The 19,263-nt window shown below is 57.3% G+C and carries 21 protein-coding genes; 15 read left to right on the top strand and 6 right to left on the bottom strand.

The annotated features are described in order from the left end of the window. Positions 1 to 303: 303 nt before the first annotated feature. From lepA to LINBF2_RS10070, 11 genes are read left to right on the top strand one after another with little or no spacing between them, the layout of a single operon-like run. The gene (gene lepA, locus LINBF2_RS10120; protein ID WP_281888611.1) at positions 304 to 2,112 is read left to right on the top strand and encodes a translation elongation factor 4; all 1,809 of its coding nucleotides are present in this window, start codon (positions 304 to 306) and stop codon (positions 2,110 to 2,112) included. Then, on the top strand, positions 2,112 to 3,107 hold the full coding sequence (lepB, locus tag LINBF2_RS10115; RefSeq protein ID WP_281888609.1) for a signal peptidase I: 996 nt from the start codon (positions 2,112 to 2,114) through the stop codon (positions 3,105 to 3,107). The genes lepA and lepB overlap by 1 nt, the downstream gene beginning before the upstream one ends. Next, a complete protein-coding gene (gene rnc, locus LINBF2_RS10110; protein ID WP_281888607.1) occupies positions 3,104 to 3,829 on the top strand; it encodes a ribonuclease III in 726 nt (241 codons plus the stop codon). Before lepB ends, rnc begins: the two co-directional genes overlap by 4 nt. Next, positions 3,829 to 4,836, top strand: a complete 1,008-nt coding sequence (gene era, locus LINBF2_RS10105) for a GTPase Era (RefSeq protein WP_104801366.1) — start codon at positions 3,829 to 3,831, stop codon at positions 4,834 to 4,836. Before rnc ends, era begins: the two co-directional genes overlap by 1 nt. Positions 4,837 to 4,852: 16 nt before the next feature. Next, positions 4,853 to 5,620, top strand: a complete 768-nt coding sequence (recO, locus tag LINBF2_RS10100) for a DNA repair protein RecO (protein ID WP_281891322.1) — start codon at positions 4,853 to 4,855, stop codon at positions 5,618 to 5,620. A gap of 8 nt (positions 5,621 to 5,628) precedes the next feature. After that, positions 5,629 to 6,378 (top strand): pyridoxine 5'-phosphate synthase, encoded by a 750-nt coding sequence (locus LINBF2_RS10095; protein ID WP_281888605.1) that lies wholly within the window; start codon positions 5,629 to 5,631, stop codon positions 6,376 to 6,378. A gap of 8 nt (positions 6,379 to 6,386) precedes the next feature. After that, a complete protein-coding gene (acpS, locus tag LINBF2_RS10090) occupies positions 6,387 to 6,782 on the top strand; it encodes a holo-ACP synthase (RefSeq protein ID WP_281888603.1) in 396 nt (131 codons plus the stop codon). Positions 6,783 to 6,798: 16 nt separating this feature from the next. Beyond that, on the top strand, positions 6,799 to 7,896 hold the full coding sequence (gene nagZ, locus LINBF2_RS10085) for a beta-N-acetylhexosaminidase (protein ID WP_281888601.1): 1,098 nt from the start codon (positions 6,799 to 6,801) through the stop codon (positions 7,894 to 7,896). A gap of 37 nt (positions 7,897 to 7,933) precedes the next feature. Further along, the gene (locus LINBF2_RS10080) at positions 7,934 to 8,137 is read left to right on the top strand and encodes a hypothetical protein (RefSeq protein ID WP_281888599.1); all 204 of its coding nucleotides are present in this window, start codon (positions 7,934 to 7,936) and stop codon (positions 8,135 to 8,137) included. A 29-nt stretch (positions 8,138 to 8,166) separates the two neighbouring features. Beyond that, positions 8,167 to 9,129 (top strand): Bug family tripartite tricarboxylate transporter substrate binding protein, encoded by a 963-nt coding sequence (locus LINBF2_RS10075; protein WP_281888597.1) that lies wholly within the window; start codon positions 8,167 to 8,169, stop codon positions 9,127 to 9,129. Positions 9,130 to 9,131: 2 nt separating this feature from the next. Further along, entirely contained in the window at positions 9,132 to 9,518 is a 387-nt protein-coding gene (locus LINBF2_RS10070) for a hypothetical protein (protein WP_104801373.1), read from the top strand. A gap of 69 nt (positions 9,519 to 9,587) precedes the next feature. On the opposite strand, the gene lysS is transcribed toward LINBF2_RS10070, so the two are convergent. Continuing rightward, a complete protein-coding gene (lysS, locus tag LINBF2_RS10065; RefSeq protein WP_281888595.1) occupies positions 9,588 to 11,129 on the bottom strand; it encodes a lysine--tRNA ligase in 1,542 nt (513 codons plus the stop codon). 109 nt (positions 11,130 to 11,238) lie between these two features. Continuing rightward, a complete protein-coding gene (locus LINBF2_RS10060; RefSeq protein WP_281888593.1) occupies positions 11,239 to 11,733 on the bottom strand; it encodes a YqaA family protein in 495 nt (164 codons plus the stop codon). 136 nt (positions 11,734 to 11,869) lie between these two features. Here LINBF2_RS10060 and dusB point away from each other — a divergent pair, with 136 nt between their 5' ends. From dusB to LINBF2_RS10040, 4 genes are read left to right on the top strand one after another with little or no spacing between them, the layout of a single operon-like run. Continuing rightward, a complete protein-coding gene (gene dusB / locus LINBF2_RS10055) occupies positions 11,870 to 12,904 on the top strand; it encodes a tRNA dihydrouridine synthase DusB (protein WP_281888590.1) in 1,035 nt (344 codons plus the stop codon). Beyond that, positions 12,897 to 13,133, top strand: coding sequence for a helix-turn-helix domain-containing protein (locus tag LINBF2_RS10050; protein WP_104801377.1), 237 nt, complete (start codon positions 12,897 to 12,899; stop codon positions 13,131 to 13,133). Before dusB ends, LINBF2_RS10050 begins: the two co-directional genes overlap by 8 nt. A 13-nt stretch (positions 13,134 to 13,146) precedes the next feature. Continuing rightward, entirely contained in the window at positions 13,147 to 14,733 is a 1,587-nt protein-coding gene (gene purH, locus LINBF2_RS10045; RefSeq protein ID WP_281888587.1) for a bifunctional phosphoribosylaminoimidazolecarboxamide formyltransferase/IMP cyclohydrolase, read from the top strand. Positions 14,734 to 14,790: 57 nt separating this feature from the next. Continuing rightward, positions 14,791 to 16,068, top strand: a complete 1,278-nt coding sequence (locus LINBF2_RS10040; RefSeq protein WP_281891321.1) for a DEAD/DEAH box helicase — start codon at positions 14,791 to 14,793, stop codon at positions 16,066 to 16,068. Positions 16,069 to 16,159: 91 nt separating this feature from the next. Here the strand turns inward: LINBF2_RS10040 and LINBF2_RS10035 are convergent, their stop codons facing one another. From LINBF2_RS10035 to LINBF2_RS10020, 4 genes are read right to left on the bottom strand one after another with little or no spacing between them, the layout of a single operon-like run. Beyond that, positions 16,160 to 16,513: a DUF6172 family protein gene (locus LINBF2_RS10035; protein ID WP_104801379.1), complete on the bottom strand. Its 354-nt coding sequence runs from the start codon at positions 16,511 to 16,513 to the stop codon at positions 16,160 to 16,162. A 51-nt stretch (positions 16,514 to 16,564) separates the two neighbouring features. Then, the gene (locus LINBF2_RS10030; RefSeq protein ID WP_281888584.1) at positions 16,565 to 17,011 is read right to left on the bottom strand and encodes a hypothetical protein; all 447 of its coding nucleotides are present in this window, start codon (positions 17,009 to 17,011) and stop codon (positions 16,565 to 16,567) included. Next, positions 17,008 to 18,303, bottom strand: a complete 1,296-nt coding sequence (gene hemL / locus LINBF2_RS10025) for a glutamate-1-semialdehyde 2,1-aminomutase (protein WP_281888582.1) — start codon at positions 18,301 to 18,303, stop codon at positions 17,008 to 17,010. The genes LINBF2_RS10030 and hemL overlap by 4 nt, the downstream gene beginning before the upstream one ends. Before the next feature lie 13 nt (positions 18,304 to 18,316). After that, a complete protein-coding gene (locus tag LINBF2_RS10020; protein ID WP_281888580.1) occupies positions 18,317 to 19,249 on the bottom strand; it encodes a bifunctional hydroxymethylpyrimidine kinase/phosphomethylpyrimidine kinase in 933 nt (310 codons plus the stop codon). Positions 19,250 to 19,263 lie beyond the last annotated feature (14 nt).

Here is a 19,263-nt window from a genome sequence, read left to right as displayed (position 1 = left end):
GCCCAAAACTCCACGATACGGGATTGGTTGACAGACTCCACAGGTGCTCCACAGATCACCCACAAGTTGTCCAAAAACCCCTTTGTCAAAATGTTAATAAGTTGTGGATAAATTCATGTTGCGAACCCGCAACGAGGCCACGGTCATGTTGAGACCGCTGTGCAATTTGGGGTTTTTGCCTACAATGAACTCCCGACTTATGCAGTTGCCATTGCTTGTTGGTTCTGGGCGCGTCAGCACATGACGCGCCCTTTTTTCTTGGCGTATCTCCCTTTGAATTCAATCACTTAAGTGTTCCCGTTGATGAACAACATCAGAAACTTCTCAATCATTGCCCACATCGATCACGGCAAATCTACGTTGGCAGATCGTTTGATTCAGCGTTGCGGCGGGCTTGAAGAACGCGACATGTCCGCGCAAGTTCTTGACTCGATGGACATCGAAAAAGAGCGTGGGATAACTATCAAAGCGCAGACCGCTGCACTGCAATACAAAGCGAAAGACGGTCAGATTTACAACCTGAATTTGATCGACACACCGGGTCACGTTGACTTCTCTTATGAAGTGTCGCGATCACTCTCTGCATGCGAAGGCGCGTTGCTTGTCGTCGATGCTTCACAAGGTGTGGAAGCACAAACGGTGGCCAACTGCTACACCGCACTCGACCTCGGTGTGGAGGTGGTCCCCGTGCTCAATAAAATGGATTTGCCCAACGCAGATCCAGACAACGCGAAAGCAGAAATTGAAGACGTCATTGGCATTGATGCCACCGACGCCATTCCATGCTCAGCCAAAACAGGTTTGGGCATTGATGAAATCTTAGAAGCCGTGGTCGCCAAAATGCCGCCACCGCAAGGTAACAAAGACGCGCCACTGCGCGCCATGATCATCGACAGCTGGTTTGACAGTTACGTGGGCGTGGTGATGTTGGTGCGTGTGGTCGATGGCCGTTTGGGCAAGGGCGAACGTTTCAAGATGATGGCCACCGAGGCCGTCTACAACGCCGACAACCTCGGTGTGTTCACCCCCGCCAACGAGCCACGTCAGTCGCTCGAAGCCGGCCAAGTGGGCTACATCATTGCGGGTATCAAAGAGCTGCAAGCCGCCAAGGTGGGTGACACCATCACCTTGGAAAAGAAGTTGCCAAATAACTTAGGCCCTGCCGAGCAAGCCTTGCCTGGTTTTAAAGAAATTCAACCTCAGGTGTTCGCGGGTCTGTACCCCACCGAAGCCAACCAATACGACGGCCTGCGCGACGCGCTGGAAAAGCTCAAGCTCAACGATGCCTCATTGCAATACGAGCCAGAAGTGTCGCAAGCGCTGGGCTTTGGTTTCCGCTGCGGTTTCTTGGGCCTGTTGCACATGGAAATCGTGCAAGAGCGCTTAGAGCGTGAGTTTGACCAAGACCTGATCACCACCGCACCCAGCGTGGTGTATGAAGTGAAGATGCCTGACGGCGAAGTGGTCATGGTGGAGAACCCCGCCAAGATGCCGGATCAAGGCAAGTTGCACGAAATTCGTGAGCCCATCGTGACGGTGCATTTGTACATGCCGCAAGACTATGTGGGCGCAGTGATGACACTGGCCAACCAAAAGCGCGGCGTGCAAATGAACATGGCGTACCACGGTCGCCAAGTGATGTTGACGTACGAGATGCCTTTGGGCGAAATCGTTCTCGACTTCTTTGACAAGCTCAAATCAGTCTCGCGCGGCTATGCCTCGATGGACTATGAATTCAAAGAGTACCGCGCCTCTGACGTGGTGAAGGTCGACATCTTGCTCAACGGCGAGAAGGTCGATGCCTTGTCCATCATCGTGCACCGCACACAAGCCACTTACCGTGGCCGTGCTGTGGTGGCCAAGATGCGCGAGATCATCAGCCGTCAAATGTTTGACGTGGCGATTCAAGCCGCCATTGGCTCCAACATCATTGCGCGTGAAAGTATCAAGGCTTTGCGCAAAAACGTGCTGGCAAAATGCTACGGCGGCGACATCAGCCGCAAACGCAAGCTGCTTGAGAAGCAAAAAGCAGGTAAGAAGCGCATGAAGCAAATTGGTTCGGTGGAAGTTCCGCAAGAAGCCTTCTTGGCCATCTTGCAGGTGGAGGATTAATGGCTACGTTGACCGCATTCGTACTGGCAGCCTTAGTGGGCTACGCTGGTTCTTGGTATCTGGGCATGATCGAAGGCAACTTTGCCTTGCTCATGTTCATGGCCACAGTTGTCACTGGTATTTACTGGTTGGCTGAGCAGTTCTACTTCTTGCCCCAGCGCAAAGCTGCTGCTGATGCCCTGCAAGCCCAAGCCGACAAACGCACCGCCGAGTTGCATGCCCAAGGCATCACCCAAACCGATGTGAACGTGACCGAAGCCAAAGAGCGTCTGTACATGCAGCCTTGGTGGCTGGATTGGACAGCAGGGTTGTTCCCCGTCATCGCTGTGGTGTTTGTGTTGCGCTCGTTTCTATTTGAGCCTTTCAAAATCCCATCCGGTTCGATGATTCCCACCTTGCATGTGGGCGACCTGATTTTGGTCAACAAGTTTCATTACGGCGTGCGCTTGCCTGTGCTCAACACCAAGCTGACCGATGGCAACCCTGTGCAGCGCGGCGATGTGATGGTGTTTCGTTACCCACCCAAGCCTAGCTTGGACTACATCAAGCGTGTCATTGGCGTGCCCGGCGACGAAGTGGCTTACCTCAACAAGCAGCTCACCATCAACGGCCAGCCCGTCACCAAAGCACCGCGTGCTGATTTCTTTGAGCAAGACAGCATGCGCTACATCACGCAGTTTGAAGAAAAGCTGCCTGTGGGCTCCAAGCCTTCTGAGATGAAGGACATGCGCATCCACAACCTGCTGAACGACAAGGACCGTCCTTCGTTCATTCCGGGTGCGGAAGACTTTGCATTCAAAGATAACTGCCACTACACCGTCGAAGGTGTGACCTGCAAAGTACCCGCAGGCCACTACTTCATGATGGGTGACAACCGCGACAACTCACTCGACTCGCGCTACTGGGGCTTCGTGCCAGAGAAAAACATCGTGGGCAAAGCCTTCTTTGTTTGGATGAACTTTGGCAGCCTCTCGCGCATCGGCGCATTTCAATGACATCACGCTCACGCTCAGACCGACCCAGCCTGTCTCAACAACAAATCCTTGAGACGCTTCAAGCGCGCTTGGAGTACACCTTTCAAAACCCTGCGTTGCTCACGCAGGCGTTGACGCACCGCAGCTTCAGCTCTGACCACTATGAACGCTTGGAGTTTTTAGGCGACTCGGTGCTCAACTTGGCCGTGGCCAATATGCTCTACAAGCAGCTCGGCACTTTGCCCGAAGGTGATCTGTCCCGCGTGCGCGCCAACTTGGTCAAGCAAGACACCTTGCATCACTTGGCAGTTGAACTGGGCTTATCTGGCATCCTGCGCTTGGGCGAGGGCGAGATGAACTCAGGTGGCCAAAAGCGCCCCTCCATCTTGGCCGATGCCCTCGAAGCTGTATTGGGTGCGGTGTACCTCGACGCAGGTTACGTGGCCGCAGACGCTTTGGTGCAACGCATCTTTGCCAAGGTGGAAATCAACCCCGACATGCAAGCCGTGGGCAAAGACGCCAAAACTGAATTACAAGAATGGCTGCAAGCACGCAAGTTCAAGTTGCCCATTTACCGTGTGGTCGGCACCTTAGGCGCCGCGCACAAACAAACGTTTGATGTGGAATGTGAAGTTCCAGAACTAGCCCGCTGCGAGCGTGGCATTGGCGGCTCGCGCCGCGCAGGAGAGCAAGCCGCCGCAGCAGCCATGCTCCAAGTGATTAAAGACAACGGGCTCAAATAATGGCGACCACTCCAAACAACGAACAATCCCTCCAAGACATCGACGCCATGCTGGCCGCCAGCAAAGGCAACCGTGTGGTGGCCAGCCAAGCGGCGGTGGCTCCGGCTGACCAACGCTGTGGCCTGATCGCCATCGTGGGCAAACCCAACGTGGGCAAGTCGACCTTGCTCAACGCCTTGGTCGGTCAAAAAATCAGCATCACCTCACGCAAGGCACAAACCACGCGCCACCGTATCACGGGCATGCACACCGAAGGCGCGTCGCAGTTTGTGTTTGTGGACACGCCTGGTTTTCAAACCATTCACGGCAACGCCCTGAACAAGTCGCTCAACAAAACCGTCCAAGGTGCGGTGGGCGATGTGGACTTGGTGGTCTTGGTGGTCGAGGCAGGTAGCTTCACACCCGCCGACGAGCGCGTGCTGTCGCTGCTGGCCAAAGGCATTCCCACCCTGTTGATTGCCAACAAACTCGACACGATGAAAAATCGTGCCGACATCATGCTGTGGCTGCAAGCCATGCAAGAGCGTCACCCCTTCGCCGAAATCGTGCCCATGTCGGCCAAGAACGAAAAAGACGTGCAGCGCCTCTTAGGCATTTGCGAAAAGTACCTGCCCGAGCAAGCGTGGATGTATGCCGCTGACGAGCTGACCGACCGCAGCGAAAAATTCATGGCCGCCGAAATGGTGCGCGAGAAGTTGTTCCGCCTCACCGGTGACGAATTGCCCTATACCTCGACCGTCATCATTGACAAGTTCGAAGAAGAAAAGGGCAAGACCAAAGGTGTCAAGCGCTTGGTGCGCATTGCGGCCACCATCGTGGTCGAGCGCGATGGCCACAAAGCCATGGTCATTGGCGACAAAGGCGAGCGCTTGAAGCGCATGGGCATGGAAGCCCGCACCGAGCTAGAAAAACTCTACGACGCCAAAGTGTTCTTAGAGCTGTGGGTCAAAGTGCGCTCGGGTTGGGCCGACGATGCAGCGCGGGTGCGTAGCTTTGGCTACGAGTAAATCCAGCACCTTCACGATGTCGCGGGGCATTCCCCGCATTCAGGACGAGCCCGCGTTCGTGGTGCACCGCTACGACTGGAGCGAGTCCAGTTTGATTTTGGAAACCTTCACCCGCCACTTTGGTCGGGTGGCTTTGGTGGCCAAAGGCGCTAAAAAACCCAGCTCCAACTTTCGCCCTGTCTTGCTGCCCTTGCAGCCGCTGTACGTCAGCTATTCGGGCGATGCCGAAATTCGCACCTTGAAGGGCGCTGAATGGGTCGGCGGCCACATCATGCCCACGGGCGAGGCGCTGCTGTCGGGCTACTACATCAACGAGTTGTTGTTGCGCCTGCTGGCGCGTGACGATCCGCACCCCAGTTTGTTTGACCTGTACCGCCAAGTGGTGCAAGTGCTGGCCTCGGGCCACGAGGGCACGATTGCCCCCGCGCTGCGCGCCTTTGAGCTGCTGCTGTTGCGCGACATCGGCTTCTTGCCCGAGCTCAACGCCCAAACCTTGACCCTGAGCCCTTTGCAGCCCGACGCCTTGTATGTGCTGGTGGCCGAAGGCGGCTTGCGCACGCATAACGCACAAGACCGCACAGGCTTGGCTGGCGGCGTGTGGCTGCAGCTGCACGACAGCTTGTCGACAGACTCGCCATTCACCGCCACGCTGCGTTTGTGTGCCGAGATGCCCCCAGAGCAACGCAACGCCTTGCAGGGCCAGCTACGGGCCTTGCTGCACTACCATTGCGGGGTCAAAACACTGCGCACACGGCAGATGATGATTGACCTGCAATCCCTTTGATTTACGCAATGTCCAAACACACACAAACAGCCCTGTCGGTCAACCTCAACAAAGTGGCCTTGGTGCGCAATACGCGCCATTTGGGTATTCCCAGCGTCACACGCGCAGCCACGCTGTGCTTAGAGGCGGGCGCTGCGGGTATCACCGTGCACCCTCGTCCTGACGAGCGACACATCCGCGGTGGTGATGTGCATGACTTGGCGGCTTTGTTGAAAGCTTGGCCCGACCGCGAGTTCAACATTGAAGGCAACCCGTTTCACAACCTGATGGACTTTGTGCGCCAAGTGCGCCCCCATCAAGTGACCTTTGTGCCCGATAGCGAAGGCCAATTCACCAGCGACCATGGCTGGACCTTTCCGCAAGATGCCGAGCGCTTGAAGCCGCTCATTGACGAAGCCAAAGCTTTGGGTGCGCGCGTGAGCTTGTTCATGGACCCCATCCCTGAAGCGATGGCCGCGGCCAAAGCCGTAGGCGCTGACCGCGTGGAGCTGTACACCGAGAGCTATGCCTCGACTTACGGCACACCAAAACAAACCGAAGTGTTGGCTGCATTCAAAGCCACTGCCGAAGCTGCTTTGGCTGTGGGCCTTGGCATCAACGCCGGCCACGACCTGAACCGTGACAACCTTCACACCTTTCTCACCACCGTGCCCGGCGTCCAAGAGGTGTCGATTGGCCACGCCCTGATTGCTGATGCGTTAGAGATTGGCTACACAGAAACTGTTCGCGCGTACAACGCGTGCATGCCGCAGGCTTGAGGCGATCAATGATTTACGGCATCGGCACTGACATTTGCGACATTCGCCGTATCCGTGCGTCTTTGGACAAGCACGGCGAGCGCTTTGCGCAAAAAGTGCTGAGCGACAACGAGCTAAATACCTATCGCGCCCGCAGCGAGCGTTGGCCCGAGCGCGGTGTGCGTTATGTGGCCACACGTTTCTCGACCAAAGAAGCCTTCAGCAAAGCCATTGGTATGGGCATGCGCATGCCCATGACGTGGCGCTTGTGCGAAGTAGCCAAACTGCCCAGCGGCCAGCCCACCATCGTGCTGCACGGCGTGCTCAAAGAATGGTTTGAAGCCAAAGGCCTGAGCGCCCACGTCAGCGTGAGCGATGAGTCTGATTACGCGACAAGTTATTGTGTTGTTGAAAAGAACAACTAAAACAAACATTTGATTTATGTCTCACCATGCACCTTTCATTCTTGACATCGCAGGCACTCAGCTCACCGCAGCTGACCGCAAGCGTTTGAAGCACCCGCTCACGGGCGGCATCATTTTGTTTGGCCGCAACTGGGCCAATCGCCAACAGCTCACCCAGCTGTGCGCCGACATCAAGGCCGTGCGCTCTGACTTACTCATTTGCGTAGACCACGAAGGCGGGCGTGTGCAGCGCTTTCGCAACGATGGCTTCACACACATCCCACCCATGCGCGCTTTGGGCGAGCTGTGGATGACAGACCAAAAAGGCGTCACTGGGGAATTTAAGAACGGCAGCGGCGCAATGGCCGCCATGGACGCCGCCACCGCCAGCGGCTACGTGCTGGCCAGCGAGCTGCGCGCCTGCGGTGTGGACTTCAGCTTCACCCCCGTGCTTGACCTCGACCACGGCGAGAGTGGCGTGATTGGTGACCGCTCCTTCCATCGCGACCCGCGCGTGGCCACCACGCTGGCTAAGAACGTCATGCACGGTTTGTTACTGGCTGGCATGGCCAATTGCGGCAAACACTTTCCTGGCCACGGCTTTGTCAAAGCCGATTCGCATGTGGACATCCCTGTCGACAAGCGTAGCCTCAAAGCCATCTTGGGCGACTGTGCCTTGCCTTACCAATGGCTCACCACCACGCTCACCAGCGTCATGCCCGCACACGTCATCTACCCCAAGGTGGATGCCTTGCCCGCAGGCTTTTCGCCCCGTTGGTTGCAAGACATCTTGCGCGGTCAGCTGCATTTCAATGGCGCGATCTTTAGCGACGATTTGTCGATGGAAGGCGCACGCCGCATCGATGGCCGCTCGGTCAGCTTTGCCGAAGCCGCGGTGGCCGCACTGAATGCAGGCTGCGACCTTGTGCTCTTGTGCAACCAAAGCATTGGCGACGGCCATGCGGTGGACGAGATGCTGGAAGGTTTGACCGAACGCCTCGTCAAAAACCAATGGCACGCCAGTGACGCCAGCGAACAACGCCGTCGCACACTGCTGCCCAAAACTTCGCCGCTAGCTTGGGACGCGCTGATGACTCACCCCGCATACTTGCGGGCTTTGGACCTGTTGCCTTAATTCGCACGCACATCCACCACCACCCACGAAAGCTCACATGGCAACGCCTAATTACAACTACGAAAAACGCCAACGCGAGTTAGCCAAGAAGAAGAAAAAAGAAGAAAAACTGCGCGAGCGCGATGCCCGCAAAACTTCACCCGATGGTGAGTTTGGCCAAAACCCAGACATGAACGCTGAGCCAGACCACAGCCAAAATCCAGACGGCGTGGCACCTGCTGATAATCCCGATCAAGTTTGATCTATTTGTTTTCTCAAAGGAGTTCCGCCATGTTTCCTTCACGTCGTCACTTTGCCGTCCTAGCCTTGGCCTTGAGCTGCGGCTTGGCTGCTGCACAAAACGCCAAACCCATCAAGCTGATGGTGGGCTTTCCACCCGGCGGCGGCACCGATGCGGTGGCCCGCATCTTGGCTGACAAACTCAAAGACGAGTTGGGCACCACCGTGGTGGTCGAAAACAAACCAGGTGCAGGTGGCCAGTTGGCAGCCCAAGCCTTGAAGGCTGCACCTGCGGACGGCACGGTGCTGTTCCTCTCGCATGACCACACCATTTCCATCTTGCCTTTGGTGGTCAAGAACCCAGGCTACGAGCCTGCCAAAGACTTCGCCCCCGTGGCTGGCTTTGCCACCTTTGTGAACGCCTACGCCGTGTCGGGTGGCACACCTGCTAAGACATTCACCGAATACTTGGCTTGGGTCAAAACTCAAGGCGGCAAAGGCGCGGTGGGTATTCCTGCACCGGCCTCCACACCAGAGTTTTTAGTGAAAGTGGTGGGCGACAAGTTCAAGCTCGATTTGGTCTCTGCGCCATATCGCGGCAGCGCACCCATGATGGCCGACATGCTGGGCAACCAAATTGCTGCAGGCGTGGGCTCAGTGCCTGACTTCATTGAAAACCACAAGGCCGGCAAAGTGCGTGTGGTGGCCGTGTTGGGTGCCAAGCGCCAAGCCGCGTTGCCCGATGTGCCCACCTTTGGCGAACTGGGTTTGAGTGGCTTGGACGACATGCCTTACTACGGCATCTTCGCGCCCGCAGGCACACCGCAAGCCACCATCAATCACTTTGGCGTTGCTTTGTCCAAAGTGTTGGCCATGCCCGATGTGCACGACCAGCTCACCAAAATGGGCTTGACGGTGGGCTACATGAACTCACACCAGTTGGAGCAACGCGAACGTGCTTACACACAGGTGTGGACCAAGCTGATTAAGAACAGCGGCTTTCAGCCCCAATAAGCATGGCAATCCCCTGGCTCTCCGCACTCAAAGTCATCCCTTGGGGTGATGTGATTTCTCACGCGCCAGGCGTGCTTGAAAAAGCGCGCGATTTGATGGCGCGAAAACCTGCAGATGTAGCGCCATCGTCGATGGCCACACCCAACATGCACGATGACGTGCCGAGCTTGGGCGAGCTGAAAAACCGATTGCTTGCGGCTGCTGTGCAAATCGACGCGCTGCAACAGCGCCAAATACAACTCACCCAAACCGTGAGCGAACTGGCCGAGCAAAACGCTGGCTTGGTGTCAGCCGTGAGTGGCTTGCGTCAAACACTGCGCTTCATGGTGGTTGGGCTGGCGCTGGCTTTTGTGGGCCTAGGCGCGATCGCGTACAAACAGTTTTTCTAAATTGAATACGCCCAATAAAAAACGCCTCTAAGCGAATCGCTAAGAGGCGTTTTGTTTTGCGCAGCGTGTTTATGCTTCGCGGCGCAAAGCTGGGAACAAAATGACGTCGCGGATGCTGGGGCTGTCAGTCAGCAACATCATCAAGCGGTCAATGCCAATGCCGCAGCCGCCTGTTGGGGGCATGCCGTACTCGAGGGCGCGCACAAAGTCGTGGTCGTAGAACATCGCTTCGTCGTCGCCGCTGTCTTTGGCGGCCACTTGAGCGTGAAAGCGGGCGGCTTGGGTCTCAGCGTCGTTCAACTCGCTGAAGCCGTTGCCGAATTCGCGGCCTGTGATGTAGAGCTCAAAGCGCTCGGTCACATCGGGCTTGCTGTCGCTGGCGCGGGCCAAGGGTGAAATTTCCACGGGGTGCTCGCAGATGAAGGTGGGCTGCCACAGCTTGTCTTCTACCGTCTCTTCAAAGTACATCACTTGCAGACTGGCCAAGCTGCGTGTGCTGAGTTTGTCTTTCTCTTCTTTGAAACCGAGTTTTTGCAAAGCGTTGATCAACCATGTGATGTTGTCCACGTTGTCGCCAGCTTCGGTGTGCTTGAGGATGGCTTCACGAATCGTGAGGCGCTCGAAAGGTTGGCTCAGGTCCACCGCTTTGCCGCCGTAGGTCAGCAGCAAGGTGCCAGCGGCCTTCATGGCAGCGTCGCGCACCAGCTCTTCGGTGAAGTGCATCAGGTCTTGGTAGTTCCAATATGAGGCGTAAAACTCCATCATGGTGAACTCGGGGTTGTGGCGCACCGAGATACCTTCGTTACGGAAGTTGCGGTTGATCTCAAACACGCGCTCAAAGCCGCCCACGATCAAGCGCTTCAAATACAACTCAGGCGCGATGCGCAAGAACATTTCTTGGTCCAGCGCGTTGTGGTGCGTGGTGAACGGCTTGGCATTCGCACCGCCGGGGATGGGGTGCAGCATGGGCGTTTCGACTTCGAGGAAGTTGTGTTGCACCATGAAGTCGCGAATGCCGCTGACCGCGCGGCTACGCGCCACAAAGCGCTTGCGTGCGGTTTCGTCCGTCATCAAATCGACGTAGCGTTGGCGGTATTTGATTTCTTGGTCAGCCACGCCGTGGAACTTGTCGGGCATGGGGCGCAGGCTCTTGGTCAGCATGCGGATGCTGGTGGCGTGAATCGACAACTCGCCGGTGCGAGTTTTGAACAACTTGCCTTCGCAAGCCACGATGTCACCCAAATCCCAGTGTTTGAAATCGGTGTAGAGCTCTTCGCTCACGTCATCACGTGTGACGTAAATCTGGATGCGGCCTGTGCTGTCTTGCAGCGTTGCAAAGCTGGCCTTGCCCATCACGCGTTTGAGCATCATGCGGCCCGCCACTTTGGCGAACTGGCCTTCTTCGGTCAACACCTCGGCGGTCTTGTCGCCATGCAGCTCGTGCAAAGTGGCGGCGTGGTGCGCGGGTTTGAAATCGTTCGGGAAGGCAACGCCTTGGCCCTTGGCTTGACGCTCGCGCATGGCCTTGAGCTTCTCACGACGCTCGGCAATGAGTTGGTTTTCGTCGACGGGAGCGGCTTCTGGCGTGGCGGGGGTGTTGTTGTTAGACATTTAAAGAGGCGTGAGTAGGAGAAGGGCTGCCTTCGAAGGAAGGATGCAGCAAACCATGGATTTTAAGATTAACCCAGAGATGTAAATTTTTTCTGAAATAAGCGTTGAACTAACCAATTCCCCAATGCTGCGGAAACACCCAAAGCAACCCACCTGTCATCACCAAGTACCGCGCAAACTTGCCCACCGCCATGTACGCCACACAGGGCCAAAAGGGCAGGCGCAGCCAGCCGGCCACGGCGCACAACGGGTCGCCCACGCCAGGCAACCAACTGAGTAAGCACGCTTTGGGACCTAAGGCGTGCAGCCAGCGCAGAGCGCGGGCGTCTTGGGCGGATGTTTCTTTGTGGCGCAGTTTGTCGCGCACCTTGTGCGCGCCGTGGCCCATCCACCAACTGATAGCGCCGCCAATGGTGTTGCCAGCGGTGGCCACAAGAACAGCGGGCCAAAACAATTCGGGGTTGAGTTTGACCAAGCCAAACACCACAGGTTCCGAGCCCATGGGCAGCAAGGTGGCTGACACCAGCGACACCACAAACACGGTGCTCAGGCCGTATTCGGGCAGGGCCAAGGCGGCCAACACAGATTGCATCCAAATTTCCATGCCCGCCAGTGTAGTGACGACAAGTGCTCATTCTTCGCCAAGCCTTACAAAATGGTCATTTTTAGACCACATGCTGAAATTTTGGGCAGGTACAATGACGCCTCCTTTTTAAGCACCCCTCACTTCTTCCCACCCCATGCACATCGGTCCATACACACTGGCAAACAACCTGTTTGTCGCGCCGATGGCTGGCGTGACCGACCGGCCGTTTCGCATGTTGTGCAAACAGTTGGGCGCAGGCTATGCGGTGAGCGAGATGGTCACCTCGCGCAAAGACTTGTGGACCAGCCTCAAAACCTCGCGCCGCGCCGACCACACGGGCGAGAGCGGTCCCATCGCCGTGCAAATTGCAGGCACTGACGCGGCCATGATGGCCGAGGCGGCGGTGTACAACATTGAGCGCGGTGCACAAATCATCGACATCAACATGGGTTGCCCCGCTAAGAAGGTGTGCAACAAATGGGCGGGCTCGGCCTTGATGCAAGACGAGCCACTGGCCATGTCCATCGTGCAAGCGGTGGTCGATGCTGCGCAGCCCCACAACGTGCCCGTGACCTTGAAGATGCGCACCGGCTGGTGCGACGCACACAAAAACGCCGTGGCCTTGGCCCGCGCTGCCGAAGCCGCAGGCGTGCAAATGATCACCGTGCACGGCCGCACCCGTGAGCAAGGCTACAAAGGCTTTGCCGAGTACGACACCATCACCGCTGTGAAGCAAGCCGTGCACGTGCCCGTGGTAGCCAATGGCGACATTGATTCGCCCGAGAAAGCCAAAGAAGTTTTAAAGCTCACCGGCGCAGACGCGCTGATGATTGGCCGCGCCGCCCAAGGCCGCCCTTGGATATTCCGCGAAATCGCGCATTACTTGGCCACGGGCGAGCATTTGGCTCAGCCTTTGGTGGAAGAGGTGAGTCGCTTGTTGCTGGCGCACCTCGACGAGCACTACGCCCTCTATGGCGAGAGCACCGGCGTGCGCAGCGCCCGCAAACACATAGCTTGGTACATCCGCAGCTTGCCCGGTGGCGAGGCGTTTCGCCAACACATGAACACCCTAGAAGACAGCGCGTCGCAACACCGCGCCGTGGCTGCCTTCTTCGATGACTTGGCCGAGCGTCATGAGCGCTTGCCCGAACCTGTTTTATTAGTAGAACCCTTAGCTTTGCATGAGTAAAAAACACATTGAAGAGGTGGTACGTGCCAGCCTCGAAACCTATTTCCGCGACCTCAAAGGCACAGAGCCCGACAACATGCACGACATGATGGTGCGCGTCGTTGAAAAACCGCTGCTCGAAGTGGTGATGCAGCACGCCGACCACAACCAGTCACGCGCCGCCGAATGGCTGGGCCTCAACCGCAACACGCTGCGTAAAAAACTTCTCGATCACAAACTCATCAAATAAGACTGCGCCCCAAATGAAAGCACTCATCTCCGTCTCTGACAAAACCGGTATCGTCGAACTCGCGCGTGACTTGCACGCCTTGGGCGTGGGCCTCATCTCCACCGGCGGCACTGCCAAGCTCTTGGCCGAACAAGGCTTGCCCGTGACCGAAGTGGCCGAAGTCACCGGTTTCCCCGAAATGCTCGATGGCCGTGTGAAAACCTTGCACCCCAAAGTGCACGGAGGCTTGCTGGCGCGTCGCGACACGCCCGAGCACATGGCTGCTTTGAAGGCACACAACATCGACACGATTGATTTGCTCATCGTCAACCTGTATCCGTTTGAAGCCACCGTGGCCAAGCCCGGTTGCACACTGGCTGACGCGATCGAGAACATCGACATCGGCGGCCCCGCCATGGTGCGCTCTGCCGCCAAGAACTGGAAAGACGTGGGCATCGTTACCGACGCCAGCCAATACGCGGACGTGATAGCTGAGTTGAAAGCCACTGGCAAGTTGAGCGACAAACTGCGCTTTGCTTTGTCTGTGGCCGCGTTCAACCGCATCAGCCAATACGACGGTGCAATCAGCAACTACTTGTCGAGCGTGAACTTTGAAGCAGAAAAACTGAGCGAAGACTACGTGCCCGAACGCGCTCAGTTCAGCGGCCAGTTCAACGAGCAATACGTCAAAGTGCAAGACCTGCGCTACGGCGAAAACAGCCACCAGCAAGCTGCTTGGTACCGTGACCTCGCACCCGCTGCTGGCTCACTCGCCACCGGCGTGCAGCTGCAAGGCAAAGAGCTGAGCTACAACAACATCGCCGACGCCGATGCCGCTTGGGAATGTGTGAAGAGTTTCGACACCTCAGCCTGTGTGATCGTCAAACACGCCAACCCCTGCGGCGTAGCCGTGGGTGCAAACCCGCTTGAGGCCTACAGCAAGGCTTTCCAAACCGACCCCACCAGCGCGTTTGGCGGCATCATCGCCTTCAACCGCCCTGTGGACAAAGCAGCTGCCGAAGCGGTGAGTAAGCAGTTTGTCGAAGTGCTCATGGCCCCCGACTTCAGCGCCGAAGCGCTGGAAGTGTTCAATAGCAAAGTCAATGTGCGCTTGATGAAAATCGCGCTGCCCGCCAACTACGGCGACGTGCGCAACGCTTTGGAAACCAAACGCGTGGGCTCAGGCCTTCTGCTGCAAAGTGCTGACAACCACGAGTTGGCTTTGGCTGACCTGAAGATCGTCACCGTCAAACAACCCACCCCCGAAGAGCTGAACGACTTGTTGTTCGCCTGGAAAGTGGCCAAGTTCGTCAAATCCAACGCCATCGTATTCTGCAAAAACGGCATGACCATGGGCGTGGGTGCAGGCCAAATGAGCCGTTTGGATTCTGCCCGCATCGCCAGCATCAAGGCCGAAGCCGCCAAGCTCAGCTTGCAACACACCGTGGTCGCGAGCGACGCCTTCTTCCCATTCCGCGATGGCCTCGATGTGGTGGTGGATGCAGGCGCGACCTGCGTGGCCCAGCCTGGTGGCTCGATGCGCGACCAAGAAGTTATCGACGCGGCCAACGAGCGTGGCGTAGCGATGGTGTTCACCGGTGTGCGTCACTTCCGTCATTGATCGCCCACATTGAACATTGACCACACCAACGCGCCGCTTGATGCGGCGCAATCTATCCTGAGCTTTGCTGAGCTTGGCCTCAACACCGAGCTGCAAAGCTCTGCTGCTCAAGCAGGCTTTACAACGCCCACACCTGTGCAAGTCGAAGCCATTGGCCCTGTGCTCAATGGCCGCGATGTACTGGCCACTGCGCAAACTGGCTCTGGCAAAACGGCCGCCTACGTGCTGCCCGTGTTGCAGCTGCTCATGGCCACAGCCGTTTCGCGTGACGAAGCACCTAAGAAGCGCACCACCCAAGTGCTGGTGCTCGTCCCCACACGCGAGCTCGCCACACAGGTGAGCGATGTGCTGCGCGACTTGGCGCGGCCCCTCGCACAGTCCATCAAAGTGGGCACGTTGTTTGGTGGCGTGTCGATCAACCCCCAAATGATGAGCCTGCGCAGCGGTGCTGATGTGGTGGTTGCTACCCCCGGCCGTTTGCTCGACATCGTCGACCACAACGCTTTGAACCTCGGCCATGTGCAGCACCTCGTGTTGGACGAAGCCGACCGCTTGCTCGATCTCGGCTTTGCCGAAGAGTTGCAACGCATCTTGGCGCTGCTGCCTGCCAAGCGACAAAACTTGTTGTTCAGCGCCACCTTCGAGCCCGCGGTGCAAACCTTGGCCGAAGCGCTGCTGCACAACCCCGAGCGCGTCACCATTGCCCACACCGAAGCGCATGCGCCCGACATCGCGCAACGCGCAATTCAAGTGGACGAAAAAAGCCGCACGACCTTATTGCGCCACCTCATCAAAACCCACGAATGGAAGCGCGTGTTGGTGTTTGTGGCCACGCGCTACGCGTGTGAGCATGTGGCCAATAAGCTCTACAAAGCGGGCGTGTTTGCCACTGCGTTTCATGGCGAGATGAGCCAAGGCGCACGCCAAGATGTGCTGGCCGAGTTCAAGGAAGAGCGCTGGGAAGTGGTGGTCACCACCGACCTCGCGGCACGCGGCATCGACATTGCGCAGCTGCCCGTGGTGGTCAACTACGACCTGCCACGCTCAGCCACTGACTACACCCACCGCATTGGTCGCACAGGCCGTGCGGGCGCGAGTGGCGAAGCGGCAAGTTTTGTCACTGCAGCCACCCTGGCGCATTGGCAGCTGATTCAAAAGCGCGCCAAAGTGCAGTTGCCTGTGGAAGTGCTTGAAGGTTTTGAACCGACCGAAGTGCCGCCACCGGCATCACCACTGAATGACGGCACGGGCGGCATCAAAGGTTCACGGCCTAGTAAGAAAGACAAGCTGCGTGCGGCTGCAGCGGCAGCGCAAGCTGACTCATTAAACGAATAAGCATGGAGCTTTTGAACGAGCGAAAAAAAGCCACCTGAGAAGGTGGCTTTTTTGTGGTGGCTTGCCAATCAACGCAAGCATCCATCCATGATCAATCGTTGTTGTCATCATCCAAGCCGTCAAAGGCGTGGCGCTCTTGATGTTCCAGCGCTTCGCTGGCAGGGCGCTTGGTGCGCACGCCAGGCTTGGCCAGCAGCTCCACATAAAACTGCGTGGCTTGATTCGCCACAGCGTTGTCGATGCAGGTGATGACGTTGGCCAAGTGCACCACTTCGGCGGCTTCTTCGGTCAAGCCAAATTTGCAATCGAAGTCCCAGAAGTCTGCGCCTTCGGGTACATCGCGACGGCGCTCTCGCTTGAGGTATTTGCGAATGTCGTGCTTGATGGCTTCAAGCAAACGCTCTGGGTGTTTGCCTTCGACTTGGAGCTGGAATGTTTTTTTCATGAAAGTCCTTGTGGGGAAATGCGCCCGGGAAGGACGAGAGAAGAAAACGCCTTACGGCGCGATGTTGAATTTGAGTTGAAAGGCAATAGCGCTGTTGACGTTGTCGCTGACTTTGGGAATCAAGCTGATGTTCAAGCCGACGCGTCGACCTTCGATGGCCATGGTGGGCACCACTGCTGGAAACCAGCCACCGTTGCGCATTTTGGGATAGCCATCAAAGGCTCCTACTGCAGCGCCTGCTTTGAGCGCACCGACTTTGAATGGCATGACATACGCACCCACGTAATGCGAGGTGGCGCGGTTGCTGTTTTCAAATACACCCGCTGTGAGTGAGTAAGTGCTGCTGATGGTGGCCTCTACGCCAAAGCCCGTGTTGCTGTTGTTCAGGTTTTTTGATTTGTCGAAATGGTGCGAATAAAAACCTGGGTTGATCCAAATGTCAGCCAGCGCTGCAGGCGCAGCGGCCACAACGACTAAGGCGAGCAAAAGTTTTTTCATAGCTGTGCAAACACTTCAGCGGCTACGGCCACAGTTTGTGCAATATCAGCTTCAGTGTGTGCTGCGCTCACAAAGCCTGCTTCGTACAAAGCAGGCGCGATGTACACGCCACGGTCAAGCAAGCCGTGGAAGAGCTTGTTGAATTTGGGGCTGTCGCTGGTCATGACCTTGGCGTAGTTTTGTGGCAATTCGGGCAACAAGAAGAAGCCAAACATGCCGCCTTGGCTGTCTCCGCTGAATGGCACGCCTGCTTTGGCCGCTGCGGCGGTGAGGCCGTTGACCAAGCTTTGTGTGCGCGCACCCAATGCTTCATAAAAACCAGGCTTGGCAATTTCGCGCAAGGTGGCCAGGCCGCACGCAGTGGCCACAGGGTTGCCGCTAAGAGTGCCAGCTTGGTACACAGGGCCAGTAGGTGCCAGCTGCTGCATGATGGCGCGCGGGCCACCAAACGCGGCCAACGGCATGCCGCCGCCAATGACTTTGCCCAGCACGGTCACGTCGGGCTTGAAGCCGGGAATGAGTTTGGCGTACACGCTTTGGGCGCTGCCCAACGCGACGCGGAAACCGGTCATCACTTCGTCAAACACAAACAGTGCGCCGTACTCGGTGCACAGCTCGCGGCAGCGTTTCATAAATGGGACTGATGCACGCACAAAGTTCATATTGCCGGCGATGGGTTCAATCATCACGCAGGCCAGTTCTTTGCCGTGCAGCGCAAATGCTTCTTCGAGTTGGGCGATGTTGTTGTACTCAAGCACCAGTGTGTCGCGCACCACTTCGGGCGGCACGCCTGCGCTGGTGGGGTTACCAAACGTGGCGAGGCCTGAACCTGCTTTGACCAACAAAGCATCGCAATGGCCGTGGTAGCAACCTTCAAACTTGATGAACTTATTGCGGCCCGTCGCGCCACGTGCCAAGCGCAAAGCGCTCATGCCGGCTTCGGTGCCCGAGCTGACCAAGCGCACCATTTCCATAGAAGGCACATGCTTCAAAATTTCTTCGGCCAGTTCAATCTCGCGCTCGGTGGGCGCGCCGAATGAGAAGCCATCCAAGGCAGCTTTTTGCACGGCTTCCAACACCACTGGGTTGCCGTGGCCCAAAATCATGGGGCCCCAAGAGCCGATGTAGTCGATGTACTTTTGGCCGTTGGCATCCCAAAAGTAAGCGCCTTGTGCGCGTTGCACAAAGCGGGGTGTGCCGCCCACGGCGCGAAACGCGCGCACGGGCGAGTTCACGCCGCCGGGGATGACTTTGGCAGCACGGTCAAACAGGGTTTGGTTCAAATCGGTCATGGTTTTTTAGGATTCAATGTTTGGTTTCGTGGCGCGGCAGCGAGAAGTCTTCTGCCGTGGCTGGCAGGCCGTCGGTGTCTTCGTCTTCGGTGTCTTCTTCGGCCCAAAACATGCGGTCGGGCACGATGTGGCCCATGCCTGGGCGAAAGCCACTGTTGAGGCTTTGGTCGAGGTAGTTCAGCGCTTCGCGGGTGGCCAGCTCTAGGTCGGTGCCTGCAGCCAGTACGGCAGCCAGTGTGATGCTGAGGGTGTCGCCCGCGCCAGAGAACATGGCGTCAAAGCGTTCAAAGCGTTCGCTCACCATCACGGTGTGGGCGGTGGCCAAAGCGTTTTCAATGTGTTGGTCGGGATGGTTGATGCCCGTCACCAACACATAGGGCACGCCCACTTCGGCGGCGGCGCGTGCAATGTCACGTGGGCTGGGGCTTTTTTCGTTGCTCCAGTCGGGCAACAGCCAGCGCCACAAGGTGTTGTGGTTGCCCACCAGCACGGTGGTTTGGGGCAGTATGAGTTCGCGAAAGGCGTCTAAGTAAGCGTCAATCTTTTCGTCTTCCCACCACGAGAGGTTGGGCATATAAGCAATGACGGGTACTTCGGCGTAGTCAGTGCTGATTTCGGCAATCACGCTCAGGTTGTCTGGGTTGCCGCAAAAACCTACTTTGATGATTTGCACGCTCATGTCTTCCAGCACGCTGCGGGCTTGTTCGGCCACGGCGTCGTCGTCAAAGGCGATGTGGTCAAAAATTTCAGCCGTGTCGCGCATGTAGGCGCCCGTCACCACGGGCAGCGCGTGGGCGCCCACAGAACCGGCAGCTAAAACGTCAGCTGACAAGCCACCTGCACCGCTTGGGTCGTTGGCGTTGAACACCAGCACGCACGGGGGCGCGCCGCTGGTCTCGTCAGACAAGGCAATTTCGGTGGAGAGAGGGGTGTTTTCTGGCGCCATGAGTGGGTCGATAC

Source organism: Limnohabitans sp. TEGF004, assembly GCF_027924965.1.
In the GTDB taxonomy this organism is placed as follows: Bacteria; Pseudomonadota; Gammaproteobacteria; order Burkholderiales; family Burkholderiaceae_C; genus Limnohabitans.
This window is presented reverse-complemented; position numbering and strand designations above follow the sequence as displayed.

Excerpts from the sequence above, each read along its gene's own strand:
- era (WP_104801366.1), top strand. The coding sequence starts at position 3,829 with ATGGCGACCACTCCAAACAACGAACAATCCCTCCAAGACATCGACGCC.
- LINBF2_RS10030 (WP_281888584.1), bottom strand. The coding sequence starts at position 17,011 with ATGAAAAAACTTTTGCTCGCCTTAGTCGTTGTGGCCGCTGCGCCTGCA.
- hemL (WP_281888582.1), bottom strand. The coding sequence starts at position 18,303 with ATGACCGATTTGAACCAAACCCTGTTTGACCGTGCTGCCAAAGTCATC.
- LINBF2_RS10095 (WP_281888605.1), top strand. The coding sequence starts at position 5,629 with ATGTCCAAACACACACAAACAGCCCTGTCGGTCAACCTCAACAAAGTG.
- acpS (WP_281888603.1), top strand. The coding sequence starts at position 6,387 with ATGATTTACGGCATCGGCACTGACATTTGCGACATTCGCCGTATCCGT.
- LINBF2_RS10075 (WP_281888597.1), top strand. The coding sequence starts at position 8,167 with ATGTTTCCTTCACGTCGTCACTTTGCCGTCCTAGCCTTGGCCTTGAGC.
- lepB (WP_281888609.1), top strand. The coding sequence starts at position 2,112 with ATGGCTACGTTGACCGCATTCGTACTGGCAGCCTTAGTGGGCTACGCT.
- LINBF2_RS10020 (WP_281888580.1), bottom strand. The coding sequence starts at position 19,249 with ATGGCGCCAGAAAACACCCCTCTCTCCACCGAAATTGCCTTGTCTGAC.
- lepA (WP_281888611.1), top strand. The coding sequence starts at position 304 with ATGAACAACATCAGAAACTTCTCAATCATTGCCCACATCGATCACGGC.
- nagZ (WP_281888601.1), top strand. The coding sequence starts at position 6,799 with ATGTCTCACCATGCACCTTTCATTCTTGACATCGCAGGCACTCAGCTC.
- lysS (WP_281888595.1), bottom strand. The coding sequence starts at position 11,129 with ATGTCTAACAACAACACCCCCGCCACGCCAGAAGCCGCTCCCGTCGAC.
- dusB (WP_281888590.1), top strand. The coding sequence starts at position 11,870 with ATGCACATCGGTCCATACACACTGGCAAACAACCTGTTTGTCGCGCCG.
- LINBF2_RS10050 (WP_104801377.1), top strand. The coding sequence starts at position 12,897 with ATGAGTAAAAAACACATTGAAGAGGTGGTACGTGCCAGCCTCGAAACC.
- rnc (WP_281888607.1), top strand. The coding sequence starts at position 3,104 with ATGACATCACGCTCACGCTCAGACCGACCCAGCCTGTCTCAACAACAA.
- purH (WP_281888587.1), top strand. The coding sequence starts at position 13,147 with ATGAAAGCACTCATCTCCGTCTCTGACAAAACCGGTATCGTCGAACTC.
- recO (WP_281891322.1), top strand. The coding sequence starts at position 4,853 with ATGTCGCGGGGCATTCCCCGCATTCAGGACGAGCCCGCGTTCGTGGTG.
- LINBF2_RS10070 (WP_104801373.1), top strand. The coding sequence starts at position 9,132 with ATGGCAATCCCCTGGCTCTCCGCACTCAAAGTCATCCCTTGGGGTGAT.
- LINBF2_RS10080 (WP_281888599.1), top strand. The coding sequence starts at position 7,934 with ATGGCAACGCCTAATTACAACTACGAAAAACGCCAACGCGAGTTAGCC.
- LINBF2_RS10035 (WP_104801379.1), bottom strand. The coding sequence starts at position 16,513 with ATGAAAAAAACATTCCAGCTCCAAGTCGAAGGCAAACACCCAGAGCGT.
- LINBF2_RS10060 (WP_281888593.1), bottom strand. The coding sequence starts at position 11,733 with ATGGAAATTTGGATGCAATCTGTGTTGGCCGCCTTGGCCCTGCCCGAA.